The organism is Ferrimonas kyonanensis DSM 18153 (genome assembly GCF_000425405.1).
GTDB classification, from domain to species: Bacteria; Pseudomonadota; Gammaproteobacteria; order Enterobacterales; family Shewanellaceae; genus Ferrimonas; species Ferrimonas kyonanensis.
This window is the reverse complement of record NZ_AUDJ01000032.1, coordinates 1-24,024: the sequence shown is the minus strand read 5'-3', so window position 1 is coordinate 24,024 and position 24,024 is coordinate 1. Positions and strand designations below refer to the sequence as shown.

Sequence of the window (24,024 nt, the reverse complement as noted above, 5' to 3'; positions counted from 1 at the left end):
TTCATGAGCAACGAGACCCGCGCCGCTTACACTCGCCACCTCCAGTCGCAATTGCAACAGGGGGATGCCGAGCAGTGGCAGTTGCCTGATGTGACTCAGGTGAGCGACCGTGCTCAGATCAACGCGGTGAACCGGCACACCGCTCCGGCCGAGCCGGAGCCCGAGCCGGAAGAGTTGCCGGCGCCGCCGACACTGGCGGAGATTGAGGCGATTCGCACCGATGCCCAGCAGGAAGGCTACGACGCCGGCATCGAGCAGGGCACTCAGAAAGGGATCGAAGAGGGGCGTCTCAAGGGGCTGGAAGAGGGGCACCAGCAAGGATTTGCCCAAGGCCTGGAACAGGGGCTGGAAGAGGGCAAAAAGCAGATTGCGCTGCAGATGCAACAGTGGGATGCCCTGCTCAATGAGTTGATTGCGCCGCTGCAGGCGGTGGATTCCCAGGTCGAGCAGGAGCTGATCGAGCTGACCCAACAGCTGGCGAGGGCGGTGATCGGCTGTGAAGTCAAAACCCAGCCAGAGCCATTGTTGCTGGCCCTGCGCCAGGCGGTTGAAGCGTTGCCGAGCCAAGAGCAGCGAATCACCATTCGCCTGTCGGCACCGGATCTGGAATTGGTAAAATTTAGCTACGGCGAACAGGAGTTGGCCCGGCGCGACTGGCGCCTGGAACTGGAACCCAGCCTGACCCAGGGCAGTGTCCAGGTGCACACCAAGCGCTCCCGGGTTGAGATGCCGCTGTCCGAGCGCATCGACGCCATTTTCAATCAGTTTATCAACCAACCTCGCTCCCCGGTGGATGAGCCGGACTACCCCCGTGCCGAGTCCACGCCGCCGCAGCTGGATCCGGACACCGAGGTGGAGGCCGCCCAGTCGACGCCAGGCGCCGCCGAGGCCGAAGCGGAGCCTGTCGGCCCTGAGCCGCAGGGCGATCACCATGGACCTGCGTAGCGACCGACTTCAGCAGCGGATTCGAGCCTGGCAACACAACGTTGCCAGCCAGAAACCGGTGGCCAGTGGCCAATTGTTGCGGGTGGTGGGACTGACTCTGGAAGCGGTGGGCTGCCGGGCACCGGTTGGTTCCCTGTGCAGCATCGATACCCTCAGCGGCGAGATTCTGGCCGAGGTGGTGGGTTTTGATGACCAACTGCTGTATCTGATGCCCATCGAAGAGATGAAAGGGGTGTTGCCCGGAGCCCGGGTCACCCCCATTGGCGGCCGCCGCGGCCTGGCGGTGGGCGAGGCACTGTTGGGGCGGGTGATCGATGGCAATGGCGAACCCATCGACGGTCAGGGACCGCTGAAAACCCGCCAACGCGCCGCTCACAGTTCTCCCATTCTCAATCCCATGGCCCGGCGGGCCATCTCTCAGCCCATCGATACCGGTGTGCGTACCATCAATGCCCTGTTGACCGTAGGCCAAGGTCAGCGCATGGGCTTGTTTGCCGGCTCCGGTGTCGGTAAGTCGGTGCTGCTGGGGATGATGACCCGAGGCACCAACGCCGACGTCATCGTGGTGGGCCTGGTGGGGGAGCGGGGTCGAGAGGTGAAAGAGTTCATCGAAGAGATTCTGGGGCCGGAAGGGCGCGCCCGCTCGGTGGTGGTGGCGGCACCGGCAGACAACAGCCCGATGATGCGGCTGCGGGCCTGTGAAACCTCTACTCGCATCGCCGAGTATTTCCGCGATTGCGGTAAAAACGTGCTGCTGCTGATGGACTCGCTGACCCGTTATGCCCAGGCCCAGCGAGAGATCGCCTTGGCCATCGGTGAGCCGCCGGCCACCAAGGGTTATCCGCCGTCGGTGTTTGCCAAGCTGCCGAAGCTGGTTGAGCGGGCCGGCAATGGCGGCCCGGGGCAGGGCAGCATCACCGCCTTCTACACCGTTCTCACCGAAGGGGACGATCAGCAGGATCCCATTGCCGATGCCTCGCGGGCGATTCTCGATGGCCACATCGTGTTGTCCCGGCAACTGGCTGAGAGCGGCCATTATCCGGCCATCGACATCGAAGCCTCCATCAGCCGGGTCATGCCGATGGTGACCGAGCAACTGCACCAGACTGCGGCGGTGATGGTGAAGCAGCTGTGGTCGGCCTACCGCCAGAACCAAGATCTGATCGCCATTGGCGCCTACTCCAAAGGCTCCGACCCGAAAGTCGATAAGGCCATTGCCATGCAGCCGGCATTCAACGCCTTCCTGCGCCAGGAGATGAAGCGCTCGGCCTCCTACACCGAAAGTCTGGAACAGCTGGCCCGCCTGGCGGCCAACTGCAAAGTCTGAGGTTAGCCGATGGCGGATCCCAAACAACTGGCTAAGGTACTGGAACTGGCAGACAAGGAGTTGGAAAAGGCCCAGCTGCAGCTGCGCAGTGCCCGCTCTCAGGCCGATGCCCTGCGGGAACAGTTAAAGCAACTGCAAGCGTACCGCTTCGATTACGTCAAGCAGGCCGATGAGAAGGCCGGCACCCTGGTGGCGGCCAACCACTATCAGCAGTATTACCACTTTATTGCCAAGCTCGATGGCGCCATCAATGACCAGCACACGCAGATTCAGGCGGCCGACGAAGCGGTGCTGCAGTTTCAGCAGCATTGGCAGTTGATTCAGCAGAAACAGAAGGCATTGGCGCTGCTGATTGACAAGGAACATCAGCGCCGGGCGGCCCGCGCAGAGAAGCGGGAGCAAGCCGAGTTGGACGAGTTTGCCATTCAGCAATATTTGCGAAGTCGCGCCTAACGAATGGCATAGAGTTTGCAAAGAAATCAGCACTGATTTTGGCTTACTCGATGGACCCTTTTTGCTTATGGACGCACGCCTGACTGTAAACACCTCCTCCTCCGTACTCGGACCGGCGGCAACGCCGGCCGCCGAGGCGCAAGGGGAAGGGTTTGGCGCCGCCCTGGCTTCGGCCTCTCAACAGCAGAGTGGTGACCGCGCCACCTCATCGCAAGCCCCCGTTGCCACTGAATCTCCCGAGGCCGAGTCCGGCGTCAAATCTCCGTCTCAAACCGACGATGCCAACGCCAAGCCTGAGGTCGCAGCCACCGAGACCAAGGGCGGCGATGCCGCGCCTTCGAGCACCAATGCTAGCGACAACGGCGACGAGGCCAAGACGACAGACGGCGAGACGGCGGCCAAAAGCGGCAAGGATTCCCTTAACGCGGCAAACCTGCTTCAACCGGGGCGGCAACAACCTGCCTCGGCCGCCTTAGAGGATAACAATGAGGCCGAGGCTGAGGGTCGCCAACAGACCGAGGCCAAGGACACCGCTGCCAGCGCTGATGACCCTAACCCGCAGACGTCATCGTCCGAGCTGGCTAAGACGGTTCAGCCAGCCTCGACAGACGCCAAGCCCCAGGCCGACGATGCCCCGGTCTTGGCAGCTACCAAGGGTAGTGCGACTCCGGTTGAAGCCAGTGTTCCAGAGGAGGCTCCAGGGTTTGCCGTCGCGGCAGGGGTGGCTTCCGATCTTAAGCCGACCGAGACCAGCGGTCACGGCGCCAGCGAGGCGGTGACCGCCGCCTCGGCCAAGCCCGAGGACGGGGACAGTGACAGCGACCCTGAGGCTGAGGCCGACACGAAAACGGCCGTGGCCGCCGGCTCCACCGAACCACAACCGTCGACGGTCGCCGGCAGTGATGACGCCAAGACGAGCGACTCTCCGTTTGCCGGACTGGCTCAGGCCAACGCCGCGCCGGAGTCGACCCAAGCTCAAGACGATGGCAGCGGTGACCCGGCCCAGAGTCAGGCTGCGAGCAGCGTGAGTAAAACCACAGATCCACACGGTGTCGCTGCGGCGGCACAGACCCTGGTGAGTCGACCGGCTCAGGCCGCCAAGGTGGCTGGAGAAGGGACCCAGGCGACCTCTGGTGCCGACTCCGTTCCAGTAACCCAGGCCAAGGGCAGTGCCGAGGCCGGCAGCAGCGACGGCGATGCGTCCGCCGGTGGCGATAAGGCTAACGGAGAACTGCTGGCCCAGCTTCAGGGCTTCAAGCAAGCCCAGGACAAATTGAGTTCGGCCCCCAAAGGCCGGATGGCAGCCTCGGCCTCTGGCGCCGAGGGCGGTTCGACCACTACCACAACGGCACCACAACTGACAGGCAGTGACGCCGATGCCGATCCGCTGGCAAAGTGGGCCAATGACCTGGTTAAAGCCGATGCCGGCGCCTCTGCCGGACGCACCACGGCGACCCTGACCGCCGACGCGGCGCTGCCGACAGCAGACACCCTGTTGGCCAACTCGGCCGCGGCCATGGAAGCGGCAGAGGCTGCCGAGCTGGATCTGGATCCGCAACTGCGATTGCAGCAGGCGCGAACGCCGGAGGCGCGGGTTCAGGCTCACCAACAGCTGCAGCACGATCCCGCAGCGGCTTTGCGTCAGCCGGTGGCGGCAGAGCGAATGGCGCCGGAGCTGCGAGAGCGGATGATGATGATGATCAACAGCCGCACCAGCCAGGCCGAGATTCGCCTGGATCCTCCGGAACTGGGCGCCCTGCAAGTGAAGATTCAGATGAACGGCGATCAGGCCCAGGTGCAGATGCACGCGGCTCAGGCTCAGACCCGGGAGATGGTCGAACAGGCGTTGCCAAGATTACGGGAGATGCTGGCGCAACAAGGCATCACCCTGGCCGACACTCACATTAGCCATGGCAGTGGGGGGCAGGCCGGAAATGAGGCCGGAGACGGTCAGGGCCAGCATGGTCAGCAAGGCTTCGGTGATGGCATGGTAGAGGCCAGTGACGACACGCTGGCGGCTGTGCAGCAAATGACCGGCCGAAATGCCGACGGCGGTATCGATTATTACGCGTAAAGCGCGGTGTGTTACCCTGATGGGGATTGACGAAGGATGGAAAGTTAACGATGGCGGAAGAGTCGCTGCAATTGGAAGTGAAGCCGGCTGGAAAGCGGCCCAAATGGATGATGCCTGCCGTGATTGCGGCAGCCGGAGTCCTGATCGCGGTGGCGGTTGCCGTGGCGGTGATGGTGATGAGTGATGACGGCTCAGACGCCGAGGGTGAACAGGTGGAGCTGAATACGCCCCTGACGCCGGGCGATGCGCTCTATGTCGGCATGCCAAGACCGTTTCTGTTTAACCTGCCCGGTGACAAGCGCAGTTATCTGGTGCAGATTAAGGTGCAGATTCAGGTTCGCGGCAATGCCGCTCAGGATCTGGTCAAGAAGCACATTCCGCTGATAGAAGACTCGTTGTTGACCACCTTCAGCGGTTCCAACGCCAAGCAACTTGCCAGCCGTGAAGGCAAAGAGGAGTTGCGCACCCAGGCGTTGATGAACGTGAAAACGACCCTGCAAGGGGTTACCGGTAAACCTCTGGTGGAACGTGTGTTGTTCACCGGATTTGTAATGCAATAAGAGACTCTGAATGAGCGATCTGCTTAGCCAAGACGAAATTGATGCCCTCCTGCACGGTGTGGATGAGGTCGAAGACGAGGTCATAGAAGACGGTGGTGACAGTGCCACCACCTATGACTTCTCGTCTCAGGATCGCATTGTCCGGGGTCGAATGCCGACTCTGGAACTGGTCAATGAACGTTTTGCCCGTCACCTGCGGATCAGCTTATTTAACTTGATGCGCCGCTCCGCCGAGATCTCCATCAACGGCGTGCAGATGATCAAGTTTGGCGAATACGTCCATACCCTGTTTGTTCCCACCAGCCTCAACATGGTTCGGTTCCGGCCGCTGAAAGGCACCGGCCTCATCACCATGGAAGCCCGGCTGGTGTTTATTCTGGTGGATAATTTCTTCGGCGGCGATGGCCGTTTTCAGGCCAAAATTGAAGGCCGGGAGTTTACCCCCACCGAGCGGCGCATCATTCAGTTGCTGCTCAAGACCGTGTTTGAGGACTACAAAGAAGCCTGGTCACCGGTGATGGATGTGGAGTTCGAGTACCTGGACTCGGAAGTGAACCCGGCCATGGCCAACATCGTCAGCCCCACCGAAGTGGTGGTGGTGTCGTCGTTCCACATCGAACTCGATGGCGGCGGTGGTGATTTCCACATCACCTTGCCCTATTCCATGATCGAACCGATTCGGGAACTGCTGGATGCCGGGGTTCAGTCGGACAAACAGGATACCGACCAACGATGGGCCAGGGCGTTGCAGGAAGAGATCCTGGACGTGCCGGTGGAGTTTTCCGGCACCCTGCTGGAGACTCAGGTCACCCTGAACGACATCATGGAGATGAAGAGCGGCGACATCATTCCGGTGGATATGCCGGAAAATATGTTGGTGCGGGTCGAAGAGTTGCCGACTTTCCGAGGGCGCCTCGGTCGCAGTGGCGATCACAAGGCGATTCAAATCACCGAACGAATCCCTCGGCCAGAGAGCTTCAAGACCGAATTGCAGATGGTACAGAGCCGCCTCCAAGGGGTGAGTGATGTCACTGAAAACATGTTAGAACAGCTGAAAGAGAGCCCAAAAGATGAGTAATGACGACGACCTGTTTAACCAAGACGGACTGGCGGACGAATGGGCCTCGGCGCTGGCGGAGCAGGCCGAGCCTGAACCCGTAGAGCTGGAGTCGTTTGACGAACCCGCCGGGCGCAGTTTCAGCGAAGAGGAACGCAAAAAGCTCGATTCCATTCTCGACATTCCGGTCACCATCTCCATGGAGGTCGGACGCAGCAACATCAGCATTCGTAACCTGCTGCAGCTAAACCAGGGCTCGGTGGTGGAACTGGATCGCGTTGCCGGTGAACCGCTGGACGTGATGGTTAACGGCACCCTGATCGCCCACGGCGAGGTGGTGGTGGTCAATGAAAAATTTGGTATCCGTCTCACCGACGTGATCAGCCAGACCGAGCGAATCAAGAAGCTGAAATAACCATGCGAACTCTTCTGTTGCTGTCGGCGGCCAGCTTCTCCGCCGCCGCCGAGCCGGTGTCTGCCGGCGACCAGTTGGCCACCACCATTGCCACCCTGTTTGGGGTGGTGGCGCTGATCGTGGTGCTGGCACTGATGGCCCGGAAAATGAACCTGCCCACCAAGATGGTGGGCAAGATTCGTCTTATCGCCAGCATGTCGTTGGGTACCAAGGAGAAGGTGGCGGTGATCGAAGTGGGCGAGCAACAGTATTTGATCGGCGTCAGCTCCGGTGGCATCCAGCTGTTGGATAAGCTGGACACTCCCATCGAGTCGCCGCAACCACCGGAGTTTGCCAAGGTGTTTGCCAAAGTCAGCAAGGGGCAGAAATCGTGAATCGTTGGCTTCCCTGGCTGGCCTTGCTGCTGCCCCTGTTGATGCCGTCGCTGGCTCTGGCGGAGGCGGGCATTCCTGCGGTTACCGTCACCACCAATGCCGACGGCAGTCAGGACTACACCGTCTCGTTGCAGATTCTCGGCCTGATGACCCTGCTGACCTTCCTGCCGGCGATGGTGGTGCTGATGTCCAGCTTCACCCGCATTATTGTGGTGCTGGCGATTCTGCGTCAGGCCCTGGGCTTGCAGCAGACGCCGTCAAACCAGGTACTGCTGGGAATGGCGTTGTTCCTGTCGTTGTTCATCATGACGCCGGTGATGGACCGGGTCTATGACGATGCCGTGGTGCCCTACATGGAGGAGCAGGTGACGGCCCGGGATGCACTGGATCGTGCCTCGGTGCCCATCAAAGCCTTTATGTTGTCGCAGACGCGGGTTTCGGACCTCAACACCTTTATCGAGATCAGCGGCACCACCGGTCTGACTTCGCCGGAACAGACGCCGATGCGGGTTTTGATTCCGGCCTTTGTCACCTCGGAACTGAAGACCGCCTTCCAGATCGGCTTTATGCTGTTCCTGCCGTTTCTGGTCATCGATCTGGTGGTGGCCTCGGTATTGATGGCCATGGGGATGATGATGCTGTCACCGATGATCGTATCACTGCCGTTTAAGATCATGCTGTTTGTATTGGTGGATGGCTGGAGCCTGGTGATGGGCACCCTGGCCAACAGTTTCGGGGTGTAGCCGTGACCCCAGAAGCCTACGTCGACCTGTTCCGCCATGCCCTGTACACCATTCTGATTATGGTATCGGCCATCATTGTTCCCGGTCTGCTGATTGGTCTGGTGGTAGCGGTGTTCCAGGCCGCCACCTCCATCAACGAACAGACACTGTCGTTTCTTCCTCGCCTGCTGGTGACGCTGCTGACCCTGGCGTTTCTGGGTCACTGGCTGATTCGGACGCTGATGGAGTTCACCTTTGAGCTGGTGGAGCGGATACCTGCGGTGATCGGCTGATGGAGTTGCCGCTGGAGGTGATCTTCGACTGGCTCAGGGGACTGTTGTGGCCCCTGTGTCGTATCAGCGCCATGCTGATGGTGATGGTGACCATCGGTGGCAGTTCCGTTCCGGCCCGAATTCGAATGGCGTTGGCGGTGGTGATCACCGCCGCAGTGGCGCCGATTCTGCCCATGGCCCCCCGCATCGACCTGCTGTCTGCCGAGGCGATTCTGATCACCGCCCAGGAGCTGTTGATTGGCATCAGCGTCGGTTTCGTCTCGATGCTGGTGCTGAACACCTTCATTCTGGCCGGTCAGATCATCGGCATGCAGACCTCCCTAGGTTTTGCTTCCATGGTGGATCCCAGTAACGGCCAGCAGGTCCCCTTGGTCGGCCAACTGTTCCTGCTGCTGTCGACGCTGATCTTCTTCCTGGTGGATGGCCACCTGATGATGATCCGCATGCTGGTGGCCAGTTTTGAAACCCTGCCCATCGGCGAAGGGATGGTGCCGCAAAATTTCCTCGATCTGGCCAACTGGGGCAGCCTGATGTTTGCCGGTGCCCTGACGTTGGCCCTGTCGGCGGCCACCGCCCTGCTGCTGATCAACTTCTCCTTTGGGGTGATGACCCGGGCCGCGCCGCAGCTGAACATCTTCGCCATCGGTTTTCCCATTACCATGTTGTCGGGGCTGTTGATCCTGTGGCTGTCCCTGTCCGGGTTCATGCCCCACTTCGAGGCGGCCTGGCAGCATGGCCAGACCACCCTGTGTGACATTCTCAAGCTGCAGTGTGAGGCGCCCTGATGGCAGAAAACAGCAGCGATCAGGAAAAAACCGAAGACCCCACACCCAAACGACTCCAGCAGGCCCGGGAGAAAGGGCAGGTGCCCCGATCCAAAGAGATGGGCACCGCGTTTGTGTTGATGGGGGCCGCCATCGCCATGATGATTTTTGGTCAGGCCATCGCCCAGAGCATGATTTCGCTGGCGACGTCACTGTTCAGTCGCAATCGTGCCCAGGTGTTTGACGTGTCAGAGATGACCCGGGTCTTTGGCGAGATTGTGATGGCGGTGGGGCTGCCAGTGTTGGGATTTGTGGTGTTCCTGACCGTGGCCGCCTTTGTGGGCAACACCCTGCTGGGGGGCATGACTTTCAGCTGGAAGGCGGCGGCCCCGAAAATGAATAAATTTAACCCCATCAATGGCTTTAAGCGGATGTTCGGGGTGCAGGCCGTGGTGGAGCTGGTGAAAGCCGTGGCCAAGTTTGCGGTAGTGGCGGTGGTGGCCTGGATGCTGCTGACCATCTACTTTGAAGACATCATGGCACTGTCCACCGGCACCACCTTTGGCGCCATTGCCGGTTCCGTGTCCCTGCTCAATAAGCTGTTTACCATTCTCTGTTGTTCGCTGATGCTGATTGTGATCATCGATGCGCCGTATCAGATCTGGAACCACACCAAGCAGCTGAAGATGACCAAGCAGGAGATCAAGGATGAGCATAAAGACAGCGAGGGTAAACCTGAGGTCAAGGGGCGGATTCGCCAGTTGCAGCGGGAGATGTCTCAGCGACGGATGATGAGTGAGGTGCCTCAGGCCGATGTGGTGGTGGTCAACCCGACGCACTACTCGGTGGCACTGAAATACGACAAGGCCAAGGCCCGGGCACCGCTGGTGGTGGCCAAGGGCACCGACGAGGTGGCGCTGAAGATTCGCGAGATCGCCCGAGAGTACGAGGTGCCGGTGATCAGCTCGCCGCAACTGGCGCGGGCGGTGTATTACTCCACCAAACTGAACAAGCAGATTCCAGACGGCTTGTTCACCGCAGTGGCACAGATTCTTGCTTATGTGTTCCAGTTGAAGCAGTTCCAGAAAGGCCGCAGCGGCCGCCCCGTGCCACTGCCCAACACTCTGCCGATCCCCGACGAACTGCAGATGGACAGCGATGGCAACCCGCTGAAGCCTGATTCGGAGTAGCCTCGGTTTCCCACCCCGTCGCCCTTGCGAACGCGAGGGCCCAGCGACACGCCCCAATATGTCGCCCTTGCGAACGCGAGGGGCCAGCGACATGCCCCAATATGTCGCCCTTGCGAACGCGAGGGCCCAGCGACTTTGGTTTTGACCGTGGAAACAGCCACTGGATTCTCGCCTACGCAAGAATGACAAAAGGGCAAAGCCACTGGGTACCCGCGTGCGCGGGCACGACGGAAGGTCGTAGCTTACGCCATGCGAATCCGGCATGGATGGCGACCACTACCCCTGCCGTTCGCACAACTCTCCAGCCGTGTCGCCCTTGCGAACGCGAGGGCCCAGCGACTTTGATGTTGACCGTGGAAACAGCCACACGATTCTCGCTTACGCAAGAATGACAAAAGGGCAAAGCCACTGGGTACCCGCGTGCGCGGGCACGACGGAAGGTCGTAGCTTACGCCATGCGAATCCGGCATGGATGGCGACCACTACCCCTGCCGTTCGCACAACTCTCCAGCCGTGTCGCCCTTGCGAACGCGAGGGCCCAGCGACTTTGGTATTGTGCTCGAACACCGCTGAGTGACAGCGTCAGCAACACGATGGTCATCAAGATTAACGGCAGTAAAATTCACTTAATCTTTTTCTCTATAGTGCTGAAATCCCGTTTTTTATCACGGCATCCCTCGTCGGCGCTGTGCAGGCGTTCGGTGACTGGTATACTCCTTGCTTATTCGTTAGCATTCCCGCTCGGCGTCAACAATCAGACGGAACATGAATCTACAGTCCAGCCTGTCCGGCTTTTTCCAAAAATACGGCATCTTCCTAAAGGGAGCCGGTACACCTTTGATGGTGCTGGCGGCCCTGGCCATGGTGACCCTGCCCATGCCGGCGCTGCTGCTGGACATGCTGTTCTCGTTCAACATAGCCCTGGCTCTGGTGGTGTTGCTGGTGTCCATCTACACCATGCGCCCGCTGGACTTCGCCGCCTTCCCTACCGTGCTGCTGATTGCCACCTTGCTGCGGCTGGCACTGAACGTGGCGTCTACGCGGTTGGTTCTGCTGGAGGGCCACAACGGCGGTGATGCCGCCGGTAAGGTGATCGAGGCGTTCGGCTCGGTGGTGATCGGCGGCAACTATGCCGTGGGTCTGGTGGTGTTCCTGATTCTGGTGATCATCAACTTTGTGGTGGTCACCAAGGGTGCCGGTCGTATTTCCGAAGTGACCGCTCGCTTTACCCTGGACGCCATGCCCGGTAAGCAGATGGCCATCGATGCCGACCTTAACGCCGGGTTGATCAACCAGGAGCAGGCCCGTGAGCGTCGTGGCGAAGTGGCCAAAGAAGCCGACTTCTACGGGGCCATGGACGGTGCGTCCAAGTTCGTGAAAGGCGATGCCATTGCCGGCATCCTGATCCTGTTCATCAACATCCTCGGCGGCTTCGTCATCGGCATGACCCAGCACCAGCTCGGCTTTGCTGAGGCACTGGAGATTTACACCCTGCTGACCATTGGTGACGGCCTGGTGGCACAGATTCCCGGGTTGCTGTTGTCCATCGCTGCCGCCATCATCATTACCCGCCAGAACGAATCCCAGAAGATGGGCGAGACCCTGGTCAGCCAGATGTTCGACGATCCCAAGGTGCTGATGGTGACCTCCGGGGTGTTGATTGTCATGGGGTTGGTGCCGGGCATGCCGAAGCTGGCGTTCCTGGGCTTTGGCTTGTGCGGTGCTGGTCTGACCTACTGGACCTTTAAGCGGCGCCAGAAGGCCGCCGAAGTGGCGGTGCAGGAACAGGAAACCGCCGCCACCGAGCGCATCGAGGCAGAAACCAAAGAGCTGGGCTGGGACGACGTCAATCAGGTCGACACCATCGGCCTGGAGGTGGGCTACCGCCTGATCCCGCTGGTGGACAAGGCACAGAAAGGGGAGCTGTTGGCCCGCATCAAGGGGGTGCGCAAAAAGCTGTCGCAGGAGTTTGGTTTCCTGATTCCGCCCGTCCACATCCGTGACAACCTGGACCTGGCTCCGAACGCCTACCGCATCAGCCTGATGGGGGTGGCCATCGGTGAAGCCGAGATTCGCCATGATTGCGAACTGGCCATCAACCCGGGTCAGGTGTTTGGGCAACTGGAGGGCCAGACCACCACCGATCCGGCGTTTGGTCTGGAAGCGGTGTGGATCAACTCTGATCGTCGTGACCATGCCCAGACTCTGGGATACACCGTGGTGGATGCGGCGACGGTGGTGGCCACCCACCTTAGCCAACTGCTTACCAACAATGCCTCGCAGTTGCTGGGCTACGAAGAGGTTCAGCAGTTGCTGGATATCCTGGCCAAAGATTCACCCAAACTGGTGGATGGTCTGGTGCCTGAAGTGCTGTCTCTGGGCGTGATCGTCAAGGTACTGCAGAACATGCTCAACGAGGGAGTACCGGTGCGGGATGTGCGCACCCTGGTGCAGACCCTGGTGGAGTACGGACCAAAGAGTAAAGATCCGGAAGTGTTAACGGCGGCGGTGCGTATCGCTCTGAAACGTCTGATTGTTCAGGAGATAAACGGCTCCGAGTCCGAAATACCCGTCATTACTTTGTCACCTGAGCTGGAACAAATATTGCATCAGTCATTACAATCCAGCAACGGTGATAACAGCGGCCTGGAGCCCGGGCTGGCAGAGCGCCTGCAGAAGTCGTTGTCAGAAACGGCCCAGAAGCAGGAGATGGTGGGAGAGCCTGCCGTGCTGCTGACCTCCGGCGTATTGAGAACCACATTGAGCCGGTTTGTAAAACATACGATTCCATCCCTGAGGGTACTGTCCTATCAGGAGATACCGGATGATAAACAGATTCGAATTGTCCACTCCGTGGGCCAGTAACCCGAGGAGCGGGGAGTAAACCAACGTGAAGATAAAACGATTTTTTGCCAAGGATATGCGCACCGCGCTGGCCGAAGTCAAAGAGACTCTGGGCACCGATGCGGTGATCATGTCCAATAAAAAGGTCAACGGCGGCGTCGAAATTGTGGCGGCCGTGGATTTTGATGACCACAGTGGCGCCAGTAATCCGTCACTGAATCTGTCTACTGCTCCGGCTCCGTCGATGTTATCCCGTAAGCTGGCCGAAGATACGGTTTCCCTGGGGGGGATGAAAGCCCCGACCCATGCGCCGCGCCAACAGGCGCCGCTGCGCAGCCCGGCGAAACAACCGCTGGTCAGCGACGACCGCCAGCCTCGCAAATCTGAGGCCGATGCTGCCAGCGACAGCCTGCGTGGCTTGCTGGAGCGTCAGCAGCAGCGATTGAAGCAGCGAAGCTTCGAAGAGGAGCAGCCGCGGCAACTGGGGCGTCGTAATGAGGCATTGCCGGAGTGGGCTAAGGAAGCCTTTGGCCGGCCGGAGCAACCTAAGGCGGCACCCAAGGCACAGGCGAAACCCCGTCCGGTGGAAAACCGTGGCGGCGGTCAGCAGGAGCTGCAGGCAGTGCGCGATGAGATGGCGTCCATTCGTCAATTGTTGGAGCACCAGGTCTCTAACCTGATGGACCAGGATCTGGCCCGTCGCGAGCCGGTGCGAGCGATGCTGGCGGAGAAGCTTCGGGACAACGGTTTTCACCGCAGTGTGGCGGATCATTTCGCCTCCATGGTGCCGGAGCACCTGAGCCTGCATGACGCATTGGCTCAGTTGCCACAACTGATTGCCCGCGAGTTGACTCAGACTTCGGAAGAGACATTGAGCCAGGGCGGCGTCATCGCACTGGTGGGGCCAACCGGTGTGGGCAAGACCACAACAGTGGCCAAATTGGCGGCACGCTTCGCAGCTCGGTACGGAGTTGATCAAGTTGCGCTGATTACGACCGATAACTATCGTATTGGCGCCAAAGAACAGTTGGCTACCTATGGTAAAATCATGGGCTGTCCGGTGCGAAGTGCCAGTAATGTGAAGGAGTTAGAAAATGTGCTGTATCAGCTTCGCAGCCGTCGATTGATTCTGATCGACACCGCTGGCATGGGCCAGCGGGACATGCGACTGGTGGAACAGCTGGATAACCTGGTTGCAGCGACCCGGTTGCCCATCCGCCCCTACCTGGTGTTGTCATCGACGGCCCAGTATCGGGTGCTCAAGGAAACGGTGGAACAGTTCCGCCGCATCTCCCTGGCAGGGTGCATTTTCACTAAGCTGGATGAGGCCCATAACATCGGAGAGGCGTTGAGCGTTTTGATTCAAAATTCCTTGCCAATCAGTTACCTTACTGATGGACAACGAGTACCTGAAGATCTTCGCACCGCCGAACCCGAATACTTGGCGCGACGCGCGGTGGTCCTGGACCAACCGCAGCAATGGGGCGAGCCCGAACAACGACAGAGTATGGCGGGCAGCTATGAATAGATGGTTTTTGCAGGATCAGGCGAGCGGACTAAGAAAGATGGCACAGCAAAAGCAAAAGATGGTGAAAGTGATTGCGGTGACCGGCGGCAAAGGCGGCGTGGGCAAAACCAACGTCTCCATTAACCTGGCAACCTCACTGGCACAGAAAGGCCAGAAGGTGCTGGTGCTCGACGGTGACCTGGGCCTGGCCAACGTGGACGTATTGCTTGGACTGCGGGTAACGCACAACCTGTCGCACGTGATCAGCGGCGAATGCACCCTGTCGGAAGTGCTGGTGGAAGGCCCCAAAGGGGTATTCATCGTGCCGGCAGCGTCGGGCACTCAAGAGATGGTGGAGTTAACCGCCGCTCAGCATGTGGGTCTGATTCGCGCATTCAGCGAGCTGGAAGACGAGTTTGATGTGCTGATCGTGGATACCGCGGCCGGCATCTCAGAGATGGTGCTTAGCTACTCGCGGGCCGCGCAGGAGGTGATGGTGGTGGTGTGCGACGAGCCCACGTCCATTACCGATGCCTATGCCCTGATTAAGATTTTGTCTCGGGAGCACGGCGTATTCCGCTTCCGCATTGTGGCCAACATGGTCCGCAGTCTGCGGGAGGGCATGGAGCTGTTTGCCAAGCTGTCGAAAGTGACGGATCGCTTCCTCGATGTGGCCCTGGAACTGGTGGCCACCATACCCTTTGATGAAAACGTGCGTAAGGCCGTCCGCAAACAGCGGGTCGTGGTCGAAGCCTTCCCACGTGCCCCGGCGTCCATCGCTTACCAGGGGCTGTCCAACAAAGTGATGAGTTGGCCAACTCCGGATAACCCCGGAGGGCATCTGGAGTTCTTTGTCGAACGTCTGGTGCGCCGCAATATGTACGGGGAAGCGGTTGGTGAATAAGGCGGCCGCCTACACCCAGTTCGATAACCGAACCTCCTTGGTCGAGCGCTACGCCCCGCTGGTGAAGCGCATCGCCCATCACCTGATGGCCCGTCTGCCGGCCAGTGTGCAACTGGATGACTTGCTTCAGTCCGGCATGATTGGCCTGCTGGAAGCCTCCAGGAATTTCGACGGCAGCAAAGGGGCCAGTTTTGAGACCTTTGCCGGCATCCGTATTCGCGGTGCCATGCTGGATGAAATTCGTCGTGGCGACTGGGTGCCACGATCGGTTCATCGAAACTACCGTCAGGTCACCGAAGCCATCAGCGAACTGGAAAAACGCCTCGGTCGGGATCCCCGCGATACCGAAGTGGCCGAGCATCTGGACGTACCTGTTGCTGAATATCATCAGATGCTAAATGAAGCCAGCATGGGTAGAATGGTCGGCATTGAAGATTTGGGCGTGCCGGCCGATAGCTTTGTTGATGAAGATGCGCCGCAACGCAATTTTGAGCAGGTGGCTCAGGAACGGTTTCAAAAGGCGCTTTCTGCCGCAATTAAAACATTGCCTGAAAGAGAAGCGCTGGTTTTGTCGCTCTATTACGATGAAGAACTCAACTTGAAAGAAATTGGTCTGGTGCTTGGGGTAAGTGAATCACGAGTGAGCCAGATCAATAGTCAGGCAATGATGCGCCTTAAAAGTCGCTTATCAAGTTGGCAACAATAGAATTTAGATTAATAATGCGCTCTGCACTATTGGCTCGATGGGGATACCCCGGCTGGAGGATGTTTTGAACACAAACATGAAGATTCTGATCGTTGATGATTTTTCAACAATGCGTCGGATCATCAAAAACTTATTGCGTGACCTGGGGTTTAACAACACTCTCGAAGCGGACGATGGCAATACTGCCCTTCCTATGCTGAAGGAAGGCGATTTCGATTTTGTCGTAACTGACTGGAACATGCCGGGCATGCAGGGGATTGACCTGCTGCGTGCCATTCGCGCAGACCAGAATCTGAAGCACCTGCCTGTTTTGATGGTAACCGCCGAAGCCAAACGCGAGCAGATCGTGATGGCGGCCGAGGCTGGTGTAAACGGTTACGTCGTTAAACCTTTTACTGCTGCGACCCTAAAAGAGAAGTTGGAAAAAATATTCGACCGTCTTAACTAAAAGTCGCAGGGAGAGCATATGCAACAGGATGCCTATATCTCGTTGGAAGATGCCCGTGAACTGGTGGCTTTGTTAGAGCAGGACCAGGTAGAGCAGGCGAACCAACTCATTCAGATGGCGGCCGCGCCACTGAATCAAAAATTGTTCGATGAAGTCGGTAAACTGACTCGTCAACTGCACGATGCATTGCAGGACTTCCAACTTGACGACCGCATTTCGGACCTCGCCAAGCACGAGATTCCCGATGCCAAAGAGCGCCTGACTTACGTTATCGAGATGACCGAGCAGGCGGCCAACCGCACCATGGATGCGCTGGATGATGGCATGCCGTTGGTGTCGCAGATGCAGTCGCGGATTCAGAGTCTGCAACCCGGCTGGCAAAAGCTGATGGATAAGCAGATTGAGCTGGGCGAGTTTAAGACGCTGTGCCACGAAATGGACACCATGCTGTCTACCTCCGCCGCCGATGCCAGTAAGGTGACCGATACCCTGAACCAGATTATGATGGCTCAGGATTTTCAGGATCTCACCGGGCAGGTGATTCGCCGGGTGATCGACCTGGTGCGAGAAGTGGAAGAGAATCTGGTGTCGATGCTGACCGTCTTCGGTGAGCAGGCAGACGTAAACCGTCAGACTGTCGACACGGCAGCGGCGGAAGGCCCAGTAGTGAGTTCGGAAAACAAAGCGGAAGTCGTGAACGGTCAGGATGAAGTTGACGATCTGCTTTCCAGCCTCGGGTTCTAGGAGCTAGGCGATGGGTTTTGACATAGATGACGAAATCCTGCAGGACTTTTTGGTTGAAGCAGGTGAGATTTTGGAACAGTTGCAGGAGCAGCTGGTGGAGTTGGAAAATAACCCCACCGACAGCGACCTGTTAAACGCCATTTTTCGGGGTTTCCATACAGTAAAAGGCGGGGCGGGCTTCTTGAGTCTGACCCACCTGGTCGACGCCTGTCACGGCGCCGAAAACGTGTTCGACATGCTGCGCAATGGCCAGCTGGAGATGACGTCAGAGCTGATGGACGTGATTTTACAGGCTCTGGACACGGTCAACGAAATGTTTGCCCTGGTGCAGGCCGGTGATGAGCTGGAGCCAGCGGACCCGCAATTGCTGGCGACTCTGGCAGCGATCACCGACCCCAACAGCCCATCGCCATTAGCGGTTCCCGAGCCCGCAGAGGTCAGTGCCCCGGCACCGGCCGCTGAACCTGTGCCAGAGCCAAGCGTCGAGCCCGAGCCCGTTTCGCTCAATGGCGGCGGCATCGACAGCATGACTCAGCCCGAGTTTGAGCACATCATGAGTGGCCTGGATGACAGCCAATGCGGCGCGCCTCTGCCCACCGCGTCTGCAGCCAGTGACTCCGCCCCTGCCGACATCGGCACCGGAGACGAAATCTCAGACGATGAATTTGAAGCCTTGCTGGATAACCTGCATGGCAAGGGGCAGTTCTCTACCGAAGTGGCGCCGGAACCGGCGGCCGCTTCCGGCGACCTGATCTCCGACGATGAGTTTGAAAACCTGCTGGATGAGCTGCACGGCAAAGGGGGCGCGCCGGGCAAAGTTCCTGCGGCTGCCGAAGCATCGGCGTCCGATGACATAACCGATGACGAGTTTGAGGCGTTGCTGGATCAGTTGCACGGTAAGGGCCAGGCCCCGGCTGCGGTAACCCCGGAACCGGCTGCCGCTCAGCCTGTCGCGCCAGCCCCGGTGGCCAAAGCGGCGCCTGCACCGGCCAAAGCCGCCGCGAAAAAGGCGCCGGCCAAAAACCAGAACGCCCCCAGTGGGGAAACCACGGTCCGGGTAGATACCGCTCGCCTCGATGACATCATGAACATGGTCGGTGAGCTGGTGCTGGTGCGTAACCGGTTGGTCAGCCTCGGCATCGAGCGTGAAGATGAAGAGATGAGCAAAGCGGTGGCCAACCTGGATCTGGTGACTGCCGATCTCCAGGGTGCGGTAATGAAGACCCGCATGCAGCCCATCAAAAAGGTGTTTGGCCGCTTCCCGCGCGTGGTTCGCGATCTGGCTCGCAGCCTCAACAAAGACATTGCCCTGACCATGGAAGGGGAGGATACCGACCTCGATAAGAACCTGGTTGAGGCGCTGTCTGATCCACTGGTGCACCTGGTGCGTAACGCCGTCGACCATGGCATCGAGATGCCGGACGAACGCGAAGCCAATGGCAAACCTCGTCAGGGTAACATTCTGCTGTCGGCCTCTCAGGAGGGCGACCACATCCTGCTGTGCATCCGCGATGACGGTGCCGGTATGGATGCGGAAAGGCTCAAAGGCATTGCCATCAGCCGCGGCATTCTCGATGAGGATGGCGCCGCCCGCATGAGTGACCAGGACGCCTACAACCTGATTTTTGCCCCTGGCTTCTCCACCAAGACCGAGATCTCCGACATCTCCGGCCGTGGTGTGGGCATGGACGTGGTCAAGACCCGCATCACTCAGTTGAACGGCTCGGTGCACATCGACTCCAGCAAGGGCACCGGTACCATCCTTGAGATCAAGGTGCCACTGACCTTGGCGATCATGCCGACGTTGATGGTGGAAGTGGGTGAGCAGATCTTTGCCCTGCCGCTGTCCTGCATCAACGAAATTTTCCACCTGGATCTGAGCAAGACCAATGTGGTGGATGGTCAGTTGACCGTGACCGTGCGTGAAAAGGCGATCCCGCTGTTCTACCTCGACAAGTGGCTGCTGAATGGCCCCGGCCGGGTGGAGCGCGAAGACCAGGGCCATGTGGTGATCGTCCACATCGGGACCCTGCAGGTCGGTTTCGTGGTGGATGGCCTGATTGGCCAGGAAGAGGTAGTGATTAAACCCTTAGGTTCACTGCTTCACGGCACTCCCGGCATGGCCGGTGCCACCATCACCTCTGACGGTGGCTGTGCCCTGATTCTCGATGTACCTGGACTGCTGAAGCAACACGCAAGACGCTAGCAGTCGGTAGAGTAAACGAAGGATAGGTATGTCGATAAAAGTACTGGTGGTAGACGATTCAAGTTTTTTTCGTCGCCGCGTATCGGAAATCATCAACGCAGATCCGTTGCTGGAGGTGGTAGGTACCGCCTCCAACGGCCGCGAAGCCGTTGAGCAAGTACGCCGCCTGCGTCCGCAGGTGGTGACCATGGACATCGAGATGCCGCAGATGAACGGCATCGAAGCGGTGCGCGAAATCATGCGCACTAACCCGGTGCCGGTATTGATGTTCTCCTCCCTCACCTACGAGGGCGCGCGCTCCACGCTGGAAGCGCTGGAGGCCGGTGCCGCCGACTTCCTGCCGAAGCGTTTCGAGGACATTGCCAACGACCGTGCCAATGCCATCGCCCTGTTGCAGCAGCGGGTGCGTGCCATCGCGTCGCGTCGCAGCCTGGGCAGCAGCCGGCCGACTCCGGCTCCGGCCAGTCCGCGCTCAACCTTGAGCAGTCGCACTGCGGTTGCCTCCAAGCCGGCTACCACCGCGCCGCGGCCGGCGCTGCGCACCGGCACCAGCAGTGACGTGGGGGCGGTGAAAATGCCGTCCAGGCCCAGCGGCAAGAGTTATAAGCTTCTGGCCATCGGAACCTCCACCGGCGGCCCGGTTGCCCTGCAAAAGATTCTTACCCTGTTGCCAGCGGATTTTCCACTGCCCATCGTGCTGGTGCAGCACATGCCGGCGGCCTTTACCCCGGCGTTTGCTCAGCGACTGGACAGCCTGTGTAAGATTTCGGTTAAGGAAGCCCAGGGCGGAGAAGTGCTCAAGCCTGGCTGCGCCTATCTGGCCCCCGGCGGCAAACAGATGCTGATCGATGGTTCCAACCGCGCCGCCAAGCTGACCATTCGCGACGGCGGTGAACAGCTGAACTACAAACCCTCGGTGGACGTGACCTTTGGGTCGGCGGCCCGAATTTACAAAGGCGATGTGCTGGGAGTGATCCTCACCGGCATGGGGGCCGACGGCCGTGAAGGCTCGCGGATGCTCAAGCGGGAAGGGGCCAATATCTGGGCCCAGGACGAAGCCAGTTGCGTGGTCTACGGCATGCCGCAGGCGGTGGCGGTCGAACAGATCTCCAGCTGCTCCATTCCCTTGGATAAGATGGCCGACTGCATCCTTAAAGAGGTGGGTCGCCGATGACCTGCGGCTGGCGCTGTAAGCTCAATGGGTACCTGATGGCCGTGCTGGCCACCGTGGCTTGCGTCAGCCTGTTTTGGGCCGTGGATAAGCACCATGTGGCTGCCGAATTGGAGCAGCAGTTGGTCAACCAACAGTCGATTACCGAGCAGCAGCAACAGCAATTGCAAACTCTGGCCACCGAGTTGACTCAGTGGCGGGAGTTGGAACGTCAGCGACAGGAGATTCGTCGTCGTCATCAACAGGCTCAGGAAACCGGTGAGCCGGTCGCCTTGACGACCGATGACGCCGGTGTCACCACCTATGCTCAACCCCATGGTGGGGTAAAAATCAGCCGCGAGCCATAGGCTAAGCGGCACTAGCAACTGGGGAAGTCCGTGCAGGTCTGGACCGTATCGAATCAGAAGGGTGGGGTAGGCAAAACCACCAGCGTCATTACCCTGGCCGGGCTTCTGGTGAAGCGCGGCTACCGGGTGTTGGCGGTCGATACCGACCCACAGGCGTCTCTGGGCTATTACCTGGGGGTGGATCCCGATGAACTGCCGGGTTCGCTGTTTGACCTGTTTCGCTATCATGAAGAGATCGAGCGTCAGCACGTTGAGGCGGTGATTGTCCCCACTAGCGTGCCGCAATTGGATCTGTTGCCGGCCACCACGGCGTTGGCGACCCTGGATCGAACCCTGGGCACCAAAGACGGCATGGGGTTGATTCTTAAGCGGGTGCTGGAGATGGTCAGCCATCGTTATGATGCGGTGTTGATTGACTGCCCGCCGGTGCTGGGGGTGTTGATGATCAACGCGCTGGCAGCGTGTGACCGCATCGTGGTTCCGGTGCAAACTGAGTTTCTGGCGCTCAAGGGACTGGATAGAATGGTTCGAACCCTGGAGATGGTCGGGCGGTCGCGGGGAACCCAATACCCGTTTACCATAGTGCCGACCATGTTCGACAAGCGCACCCGGGCTTCATTGCAGGCGCTGACCGCGCTGACACAGAAGTACCCTAAAGACCTGTGGCATTCGGTGATTCCGGTGGACACGCGTTTTCGTGACGCCAGCCAGGCACATTTGCCGCCATCGCACTTCGATGCCGGCAGTCGTGGCGTCAAGGCCTATGATCAACTGTTAGACGCGTTGCTGGATCAACAAGGTGGGCTCCATGTCTAAAGCGGCAGAACAGGCCCTAGTAGATTATTTTGACGTCATGTTGACCCCGCCGAAGCCGGAGTTGGATGAGGTCCAGAAAGCCAGCCTCAGCCAATTGCTGGAGCAGGCTGAGGTTGAACATCCTGCCGTTGCGGATGTGGAACCCTTGCCGTCAACTGAGGTTGAAGAGGCGATTGAAGTACAACAACAACCGTCATCGGTTAAGGTGGCATCAGAGCCGGTGGTCGAGTCCGAGACCTCTGCCTCGGTTCAGGAGCAACCACAACCGGCCGACGAAGCCGATTGGCGAGAGCAACTGGAACAGGAGTTTCAGTGTCTGTATTTCGAAGTGGCGGGCTTGGTGATTGCCGTACCGTTGCTTACACTGGGCGGAATTAAACGCCTGAGCAAGCTGAATCACCTGCCCGGCAGCCCGAACTGGGTGCTGGGGGTGCAGTTGGATGCTCAAGATGGAAAATTGAATGTGGTGGACAGCGGCCAGTGGTTTTTGGCCGATCGACCACAAACCAATACCGCCGATTACGATTATCAGTATCTGGTGCGCCTGGGGGACAGCCCCTGGACGCTGGCCTGCGAATCGTTGTTGGATGCGGAGCCGCTGTCTAAGTCAGAGATAAACTGGCAGCAGCAGGCTTCATCGAAACGGCCCTGGTTGGCGGGCATTGTTCGGGATAAGAAATGCGTGGTGCTCGACGTTCCTGAGCTGATACGCATGCTTGATGCTGGTTTAGATATTACCGTAAAGGAGTCCTGATAGGATGAGTGAATTACGCGCAGCGGTGGCAGAAACCACCGAAGGTGAAGACAAGGTACTGCAATGGGTCACCTTCCGCCTGGATAACGAAACCTATGGTGTGAACGTGATGCAGGTGCGGGAAGTGTTGCGATTCAGCGACATCGCGCCGGTACCGGGTGCGCCGCACTACGTATTGGGAATCATCAACCTGCGCGGTAACGTGGTTACGGTGATCGATACCCGTTCCCGCTTTGCCCTGCCTCAGGCCGACGTGACCGATACCACCCGTATCGTGATCATCGAAACCGAGAGCCAGGTTGTGGGTATTCTGGTGGACAGTGTGGCGGAAGTGGTTTACCTGCGTTCCTCCGAGATCGACTCGGCGCCGAACGTGGGCACCGAAGAGAGCGCTAAGTTCATTCAGGGTGTAAGCCATCGCGATGACGAGTTGCTGATTCTGGTGGATCTCAATAAGCTGCTGACCGATGAAGAGTGGCAGGAGATCTCTGGCCTGTGATAGCGCTGATCCTTGCTGGGGCTGCGGCTGCGGTGTCTCTGGCGGCTCTGCTGTTTGGGTGGAAAAGCCGCCAACAGGCCCAGGGGATCGAACGCAAATTTGAAGCGTTGACGTTATTGCTGAAAGAGGCTGAGCGTCAACGTGATGGTTTGCGTCGCGAGCTCAATGAGCTGCGCAGTGGTGCGCTCGGGGTTGGCCGTAAGGTGAAAACCATCGAGCAGCAACTGGCCCATACTCAAGCTAGACAGGATGAGCTGTCTCATAACGATCCCGATGCCCGACTCTACAGCCGAGCCATGAAAATGGTGGAGCTGGGGGCCGGTGTCGACGAGATTGTCAAAGAGTGCGAAATTCCCATGGCGGAAGCGCAGCTGCTGGTGACCCTGCATAAGTCACCCAACGCCTGATTCAAAAAACGGAGCCTAAGGCTCCTTTTTTTATTGCCCCCCTCCCCAGCGCTCTTCGCCTTTGGTCATTCTCGCGCACGCGAGAATCCAGCGACTTTGACCTTGATTGTCGCACCCGCTTTTGATTTTTACTTTGCAAAAGCCACTGGGCCCTCGCGTTCGCAAGGGCGACGGGGTGGAGGATATGACCCCTCGCGTTCGCAAGGGCGACGGTGCGATCAGGAAGATTTTGCAGTTAACTTGAGCTTTAGAGGTTGCCACAGAGTTGGGGCCGCTCGTTACCACCGCAGGTTAACCACTCCTCCGTCGTGCCCGCGAACGCGGGTACCCAGTGATGTGATGGACGCCCCCCTACGATACGGCGTCAAATGCGCCAGAATTAAGTTGCGAAACATAATTCCCAGAGGAGCGTCCATCATGTCTATTAAAGCCATTGGAATCGATTTAGCCAAGAGTGTTTTTCAGGTATGTGTTCTGCAGGAGGATGGTTCAATCCT

25 protein-coding genes are annotated in these 24,024 nt (G+C 59.0%); all 25 read left to right on the top strand.

The genetic code is table 11. The features are described from left to right. The first annotated feature begins 3 nt into the window (after positions 1-3). The 25 genes from fliH (at position 4) to H598_RS0111190 (ending at position 23,527) form a co-directional block, all read left to right on the top strand. A complete protein-coding gene (fliH, locus tag H598_RS24100) occupies positions 4-945 on the top strand; it encodes a flagellar assembly protein FliH (RefSeq protein ID WP_051252674.1) in 942 nt (313 codons plus the stop codon). After that, positions 932-2,272, top strand: a complete 1,341-nt coding sequence (fliI, locus tag H598_RS0111305) for a flagellar protein export ATPase FliI (protein WP_028113116.1) — start codon at positions 932-934, stop codon at positions 2,270-2,272. Before fliH ends, fliI begins: the two co-directional genes overlap by 14 nt. A 9-nt stretch (positions 2,273-2,281) precedes the next feature. Continuing rightward, positions 2,282-2,725: a flagellar export protein FliJ gene (gene fliJ, locus H598_RS0111300; RefSeq protein WP_028113115.1), complete on the top strand. Its 444-nt coding sequence runs from the start codon at positions 2,282-2,284 to the stop codon at positions 2,723-2,725. Positions 2,726-2,792: 67 nt separating this feature from the next. Beyond that, positions 2,793-4,799, top strand: coding sequence for a flagellar hook-length control protein FliK (locus H598_RS0111295; protein WP_028113114.1), 2,007 nt, complete (start codon positions 2,793-2,795; stop codon positions 4,797-4,799). 50 nt (positions 4,800-4,849) lie between these two features. Then, positions 4,850-5,359: a flagellar basal body-associated FliL family protein gene (locus H598_RS0111290; RefSeq protein WP_028113113.1), complete on the top strand. Its 510-nt coding sequence runs from the start codon at positions 4,850-4,852 to the stop codon at positions 5,357-5,359. 10 nt (positions 5,360-5,369) lie between these two features. Continuing rightward, entirely contained in the window at positions 5,370-6,437 is a 1,068-nt protein-coding gene (fliM, locus tag H598_RS0111285) for a flagellar motor switch protein FliM (protein WP_028113112.1), read from the top strand. After that, positions 6,430-6,831, top strand: coding sequence for a flagellar motor switch protein FliN (fliN, locus tag H598_RS0111280; protein ID WP_028113111.1), 402 nt, complete (start codon positions 6,430-6,432; stop codon positions 6,829-6,831). Before fliM ends, fliN begins: the two co-directional genes overlap by 8 nt. A gap of 2 nt (positions 6,832-6,833) precedes the next feature. Next, complete coding sequence (fliO, locus tag H598_RS24095) at positions 6,834-7,205, top strand: flagellar biosynthetic protein FliO (protein WP_051252673.1); 372 nt, start codon at positions 6,834-6,836, stop codon at positions 7,203-7,205. Positions 7,206-7,246: 41 nt separating this feature from the next. Further along, a complete protein-coding gene (fliP, locus tag H598_RS0111270; RefSeq protein ID WP_051252683.1) occupies positions 7,247-7,948 on the top strand; it encodes a flagellar type III secretion system pore protein FliP in 702 nt (233 codons plus the stop codon). Between the two features lie 2 nt (positions 7,949-7,950). Next, entirely contained in the window at positions 7,951-8,220 is a 270-nt protein-coding gene (fliQ, locus tag H598_RS0111265; protein ID WP_028113109.1) for a flagellar biosynthesis protein FliQ, read from the top strand. Beyond that, complete coding sequence (gene fliR, locus H598_RS0111260) at positions 8,220-9,005, top strand: flagellar biosynthetic protein FliR (protein ID WP_028113108.1); 786 nt, start codon at positions 8,220-8,222, stop codon at positions 9,003-9,005. The genes fliQ and fliR overlap by 1 nt, the downstream gene beginning before the upstream one ends. Then, positions 9,005-10,174: a flagellar biosynthesis protein FlhB gene (gene flhB, locus H598_RS24090; protein ID WP_051252672.1), complete on the top strand. Its 1,170-nt coding sequence runs from the start codon at positions 9,005-9,007 to the stop codon at positions 10,172-10,174. The genes fliR and flhB overlap by 1 nt, the downstream gene beginning before the upstream one ends. Positions 10,175-10,939: 765 nt before the next feature. Beyond that, positions 10,940-13,039 carry a flagellar biosynthesis protein FlhA gene (gene flhA / locus H598_RS0111250; protein WP_028113107.1) on the top strand — a complete coding sequence of 700 codons (2,100 nt, stop codon included), beginning with the start codon at positions 10,940-10,942 and terminating at the stop codon, positions 13,037-13,039. A gap of 25 nt (positions 13,040-13,064) precedes the next feature. Further along, complete coding sequence (flhF, locus tag H598_RS0111245; RefSeq protein ID WP_028113106.1) at positions 13,065-14,546, top strand: flagellar biosynthesis GTPase FlhF; 1,482 nt, start codon at positions 13,065-13,067, stop codon at positions 14,544-14,546. Further along, positions 14,539-15,429 carry a MinD/ParA family protein gene (locus tag H598_RS0111240; protein WP_028113105.1) on the top strand — a complete coding sequence of 297 codons (891 nt, stop codon included), beginning with the start codon at positions 14,539-14,541 and terminating at the stop codon, positions 15,427-15,429. The genes flhF and H598_RS0111240 overlap by 8 nt, the downstream gene beginning before the upstream one ends. Further along, positions 15,422-16,135, top strand: a complete 714-nt coding sequence (locus H598_RS0111235; RefSeq protein ID WP_028113104.1) for an RNA polymerase sigma factor FliA — start codon at positions 15,422-15,424, stop codon at positions 16,133-16,135. The genes H598_RS0111240 and H598_RS0111235 overlap by 8 nt, the downstream gene beginning before the upstream one ends. 64 nt (positions 16,136-16,199) lie before the next feature. Then, positions 16,200-16,583 (top strand): chemotaxis response regulator CheY, encoded by a 384-nt coding sequence (gene cheY / locus H598_RS0111230; protein WP_028113103.1) that lies wholly within the window; start codon positions 16,200-16,202, stop codon positions 16,581-16,583. Between the two features lie 18 nt (positions 16,584-16,601). Then, a complete protein-coding gene (locus H598_RS0111225; protein WP_028113102.1) occupies positions 16,602-17,327 on the top strand; it encodes a protein phosphatase CheZ in 726 nt (241 codons plus the stop codon). A 10-nt stretch (positions 17,328-17,337) separates the two neighbouring features. Continuing rightward, complete coding sequence (locus H598_RS0111220) at positions 17,338-19,533, top strand: chemotaxis protein CheA (RefSeq protein ID WP_028113101.1); 2,196 nt, start codon at positions 17,338-17,340, stop codon at positions 19,531-19,533. A gap of 28 nt (positions 19,534-19,561) precedes the next feature. Continuing rightward, entirely contained in the window at positions 19,562-20,707 is a 1,146-nt protein-coding gene (locus H598_RS0111215) for a protein-glutamate methylesterase/protein-glutamine glutaminase (protein WP_028113100.1), read from the top strand. After that, complete coding sequence (locus H598_RS0111210; RefSeq protein ID WP_028113099.1) at positions 20,704-21,051, top strand: hypothetical protein; 348 nt, start codon at positions 20,704-20,706, stop codon at positions 21,049-21,051. Before H598_RS0111215 ends, H598_RS0111210 begins: the two co-directional genes overlap by 4 nt. Positions 21,052-21,081: 30 nt before the next feature. After that, a complete protein-coding gene (locus tag H598_RS0111205) occupies positions 21,082-21,867 on the top strand; it encodes a ParA family protein (RefSeq protein ID WP_028113098.1) in 786 nt (261 codons plus the stop codon). Continuing rightward, a complete protein-coding gene (locus H598_RS24085; protein ID WP_051252671.1) occupies positions 21,860-22,621 on the top strand; it encodes a chemotaxis protein CheW in 762 nt (253 codons plus the stop codon). The genes H598_RS0111205 and H598_RS24085 overlap by 8 nt, the downstream gene beginning before the upstream one ends. 4 nt (positions 22,622-22,625) lie before the next feature. Then, positions 22,626-23,120: a chemotaxis protein CheW gene (locus tag H598_RS0111195; protein WP_028113097.1), complete on the top strand. Its 495-nt coding sequence runs from the start codon at positions 22,626-22,628 to the stop codon at positions 23,118-23,120. Next, positions 23,117-23,527 (top strand): DUF2802 domain-containing protein, encoded by a 411-nt coding sequence (locus tag H598_RS0111190; protein ID WP_156897010.1) that lies wholly within the window; start codon positions 23,117-23,119, stop codon positions 23,525-23,527. Before H598_RS0111195 ends, H598_RS0111190 begins: the two co-directional genes overlap by 4 nt. The last annotated feature ends 497 nt before the right edge of the window (positions 23,528-24,024 follow it).

Coding starts and splice junctions, on each gene's coding strand:
- fliH (WP_051252674.1), top strand. CDS start 4: ATGAGCAACGAGACCCGCGCCGCTTACACTCGCCACCTCCAGTCGCAA.
- fliI (WP_028113116.1), top strand. CDS start 932: ATGGACCTGCGTAGCGACCGACTTCAGCAGCGGATTCGAGCCTGGCAA.
- fliJ (WP_028113115.1), top strand. CDS start 2,282: ATGGCGGATCCCAAACAACTGGCTAAGGTACTGGAACTGGCAGACAAG.
- H598_RS0111295 (WP_028113114.1), top strand. CDS start 2,793: ATGGACGCACGCCTGACTGTAAACACCTCCTCCTCCGTACTCGGACCG.
- H598_RS0111290 (WP_028113113.1), top strand. CDS start 4,850: ATGGCGGAAGAGTCGCTGCAATTGGAAGTGAAGCCGGCTGGAAAGCGG.
- fliM (WP_028113112.1), top strand. CDS start 5,370: ATGAGCGATCTGCTTAGCCAAGACGAAATTGATGCCCTCCTGCACGGT.
- fliN (WP_028113111.1), top strand. CDS start 6,430: ATGAGTAATGACGACGACCTGTTTAACCAAGACGGACTGGCGGACGAA.
- fliO (WP_051252673.1), top strand. CDS start 6,834: ATGCGAACTCTTCTGTTGCTGTCGGCGGCCAGCTTCTCCGCCGCCGCC.
- fliP (WP_051252683.1), top strand. CDS start 7,247: ATGCCGTCGCTGGCTCTGGCGGAGGCGGGCATTCCTGCGGTTACCGTC.
- fliR (WP_028113108.1), top strand. CDS start 8,220: ATGGAGTTGCCGCTGGAGGTGATCTTCGACTGGCTCAGGGGACTGTTG.
- flhB (WP_051252672.1), top strand. CDS start 9,005: ATGGCAGAAAACAGCAGCGATCAGGAAAAAACCGAAGACCCCACACCC.
- flhA (WP_028113107.1), top strand. CDS start 10,940: ATGAATCTACAGTCCAGCCTGTCCGGCTTTTTCCAAAAATACGGCATC.
- H598_RS0111240 (WP_028113105.1), top strand. CDS start 14,539: ATGAATAGATGGTTTTTGCAGGATCAGGCGAGCGGACTAAGAAAGATG.
- H598_RS0111225 (WP_028113102.1), top strand. CDS start 16,602: ATGCAACAGGATGCCTATATCTCGTTGGAAGATGCCCGTGAACTGGTG.
- H598_RS0111220 (WP_028113101.1), top strand. CDS start 17,338: ATGGGTTTTGACATAGATGACGAAATCCTGCAGGACTTTTTGGTTGAA.
- H598_RS0111215 (WP_028113100.1), top strand. CDS start 19,562: ATGTCGATAAAAGTACTGGTGGTAGACGATTCAAGTTTTTTTCGTCGC.
- H598_RS0111210 (WP_028113099.1), top strand. CDS start 20,704: ATGACCTGCGGCTGGCGCTGTAAGCTCAATGGGTACCTGATGGCCGTG.
- H598_RS24085 (WP_051252671.1), top strand. CDS start 21,860: ATGTCTAAAGCGGCAGAACAGGCCCTAGTAGATTATTTTGACGTCATG.
- H598_RS0111195 (WP_028113097.1), top strand. CDS start 22,626: ATGAGTGAATTACGCGCAGCGGTGGCAGAAACCACCGAAGGTGAAGAC.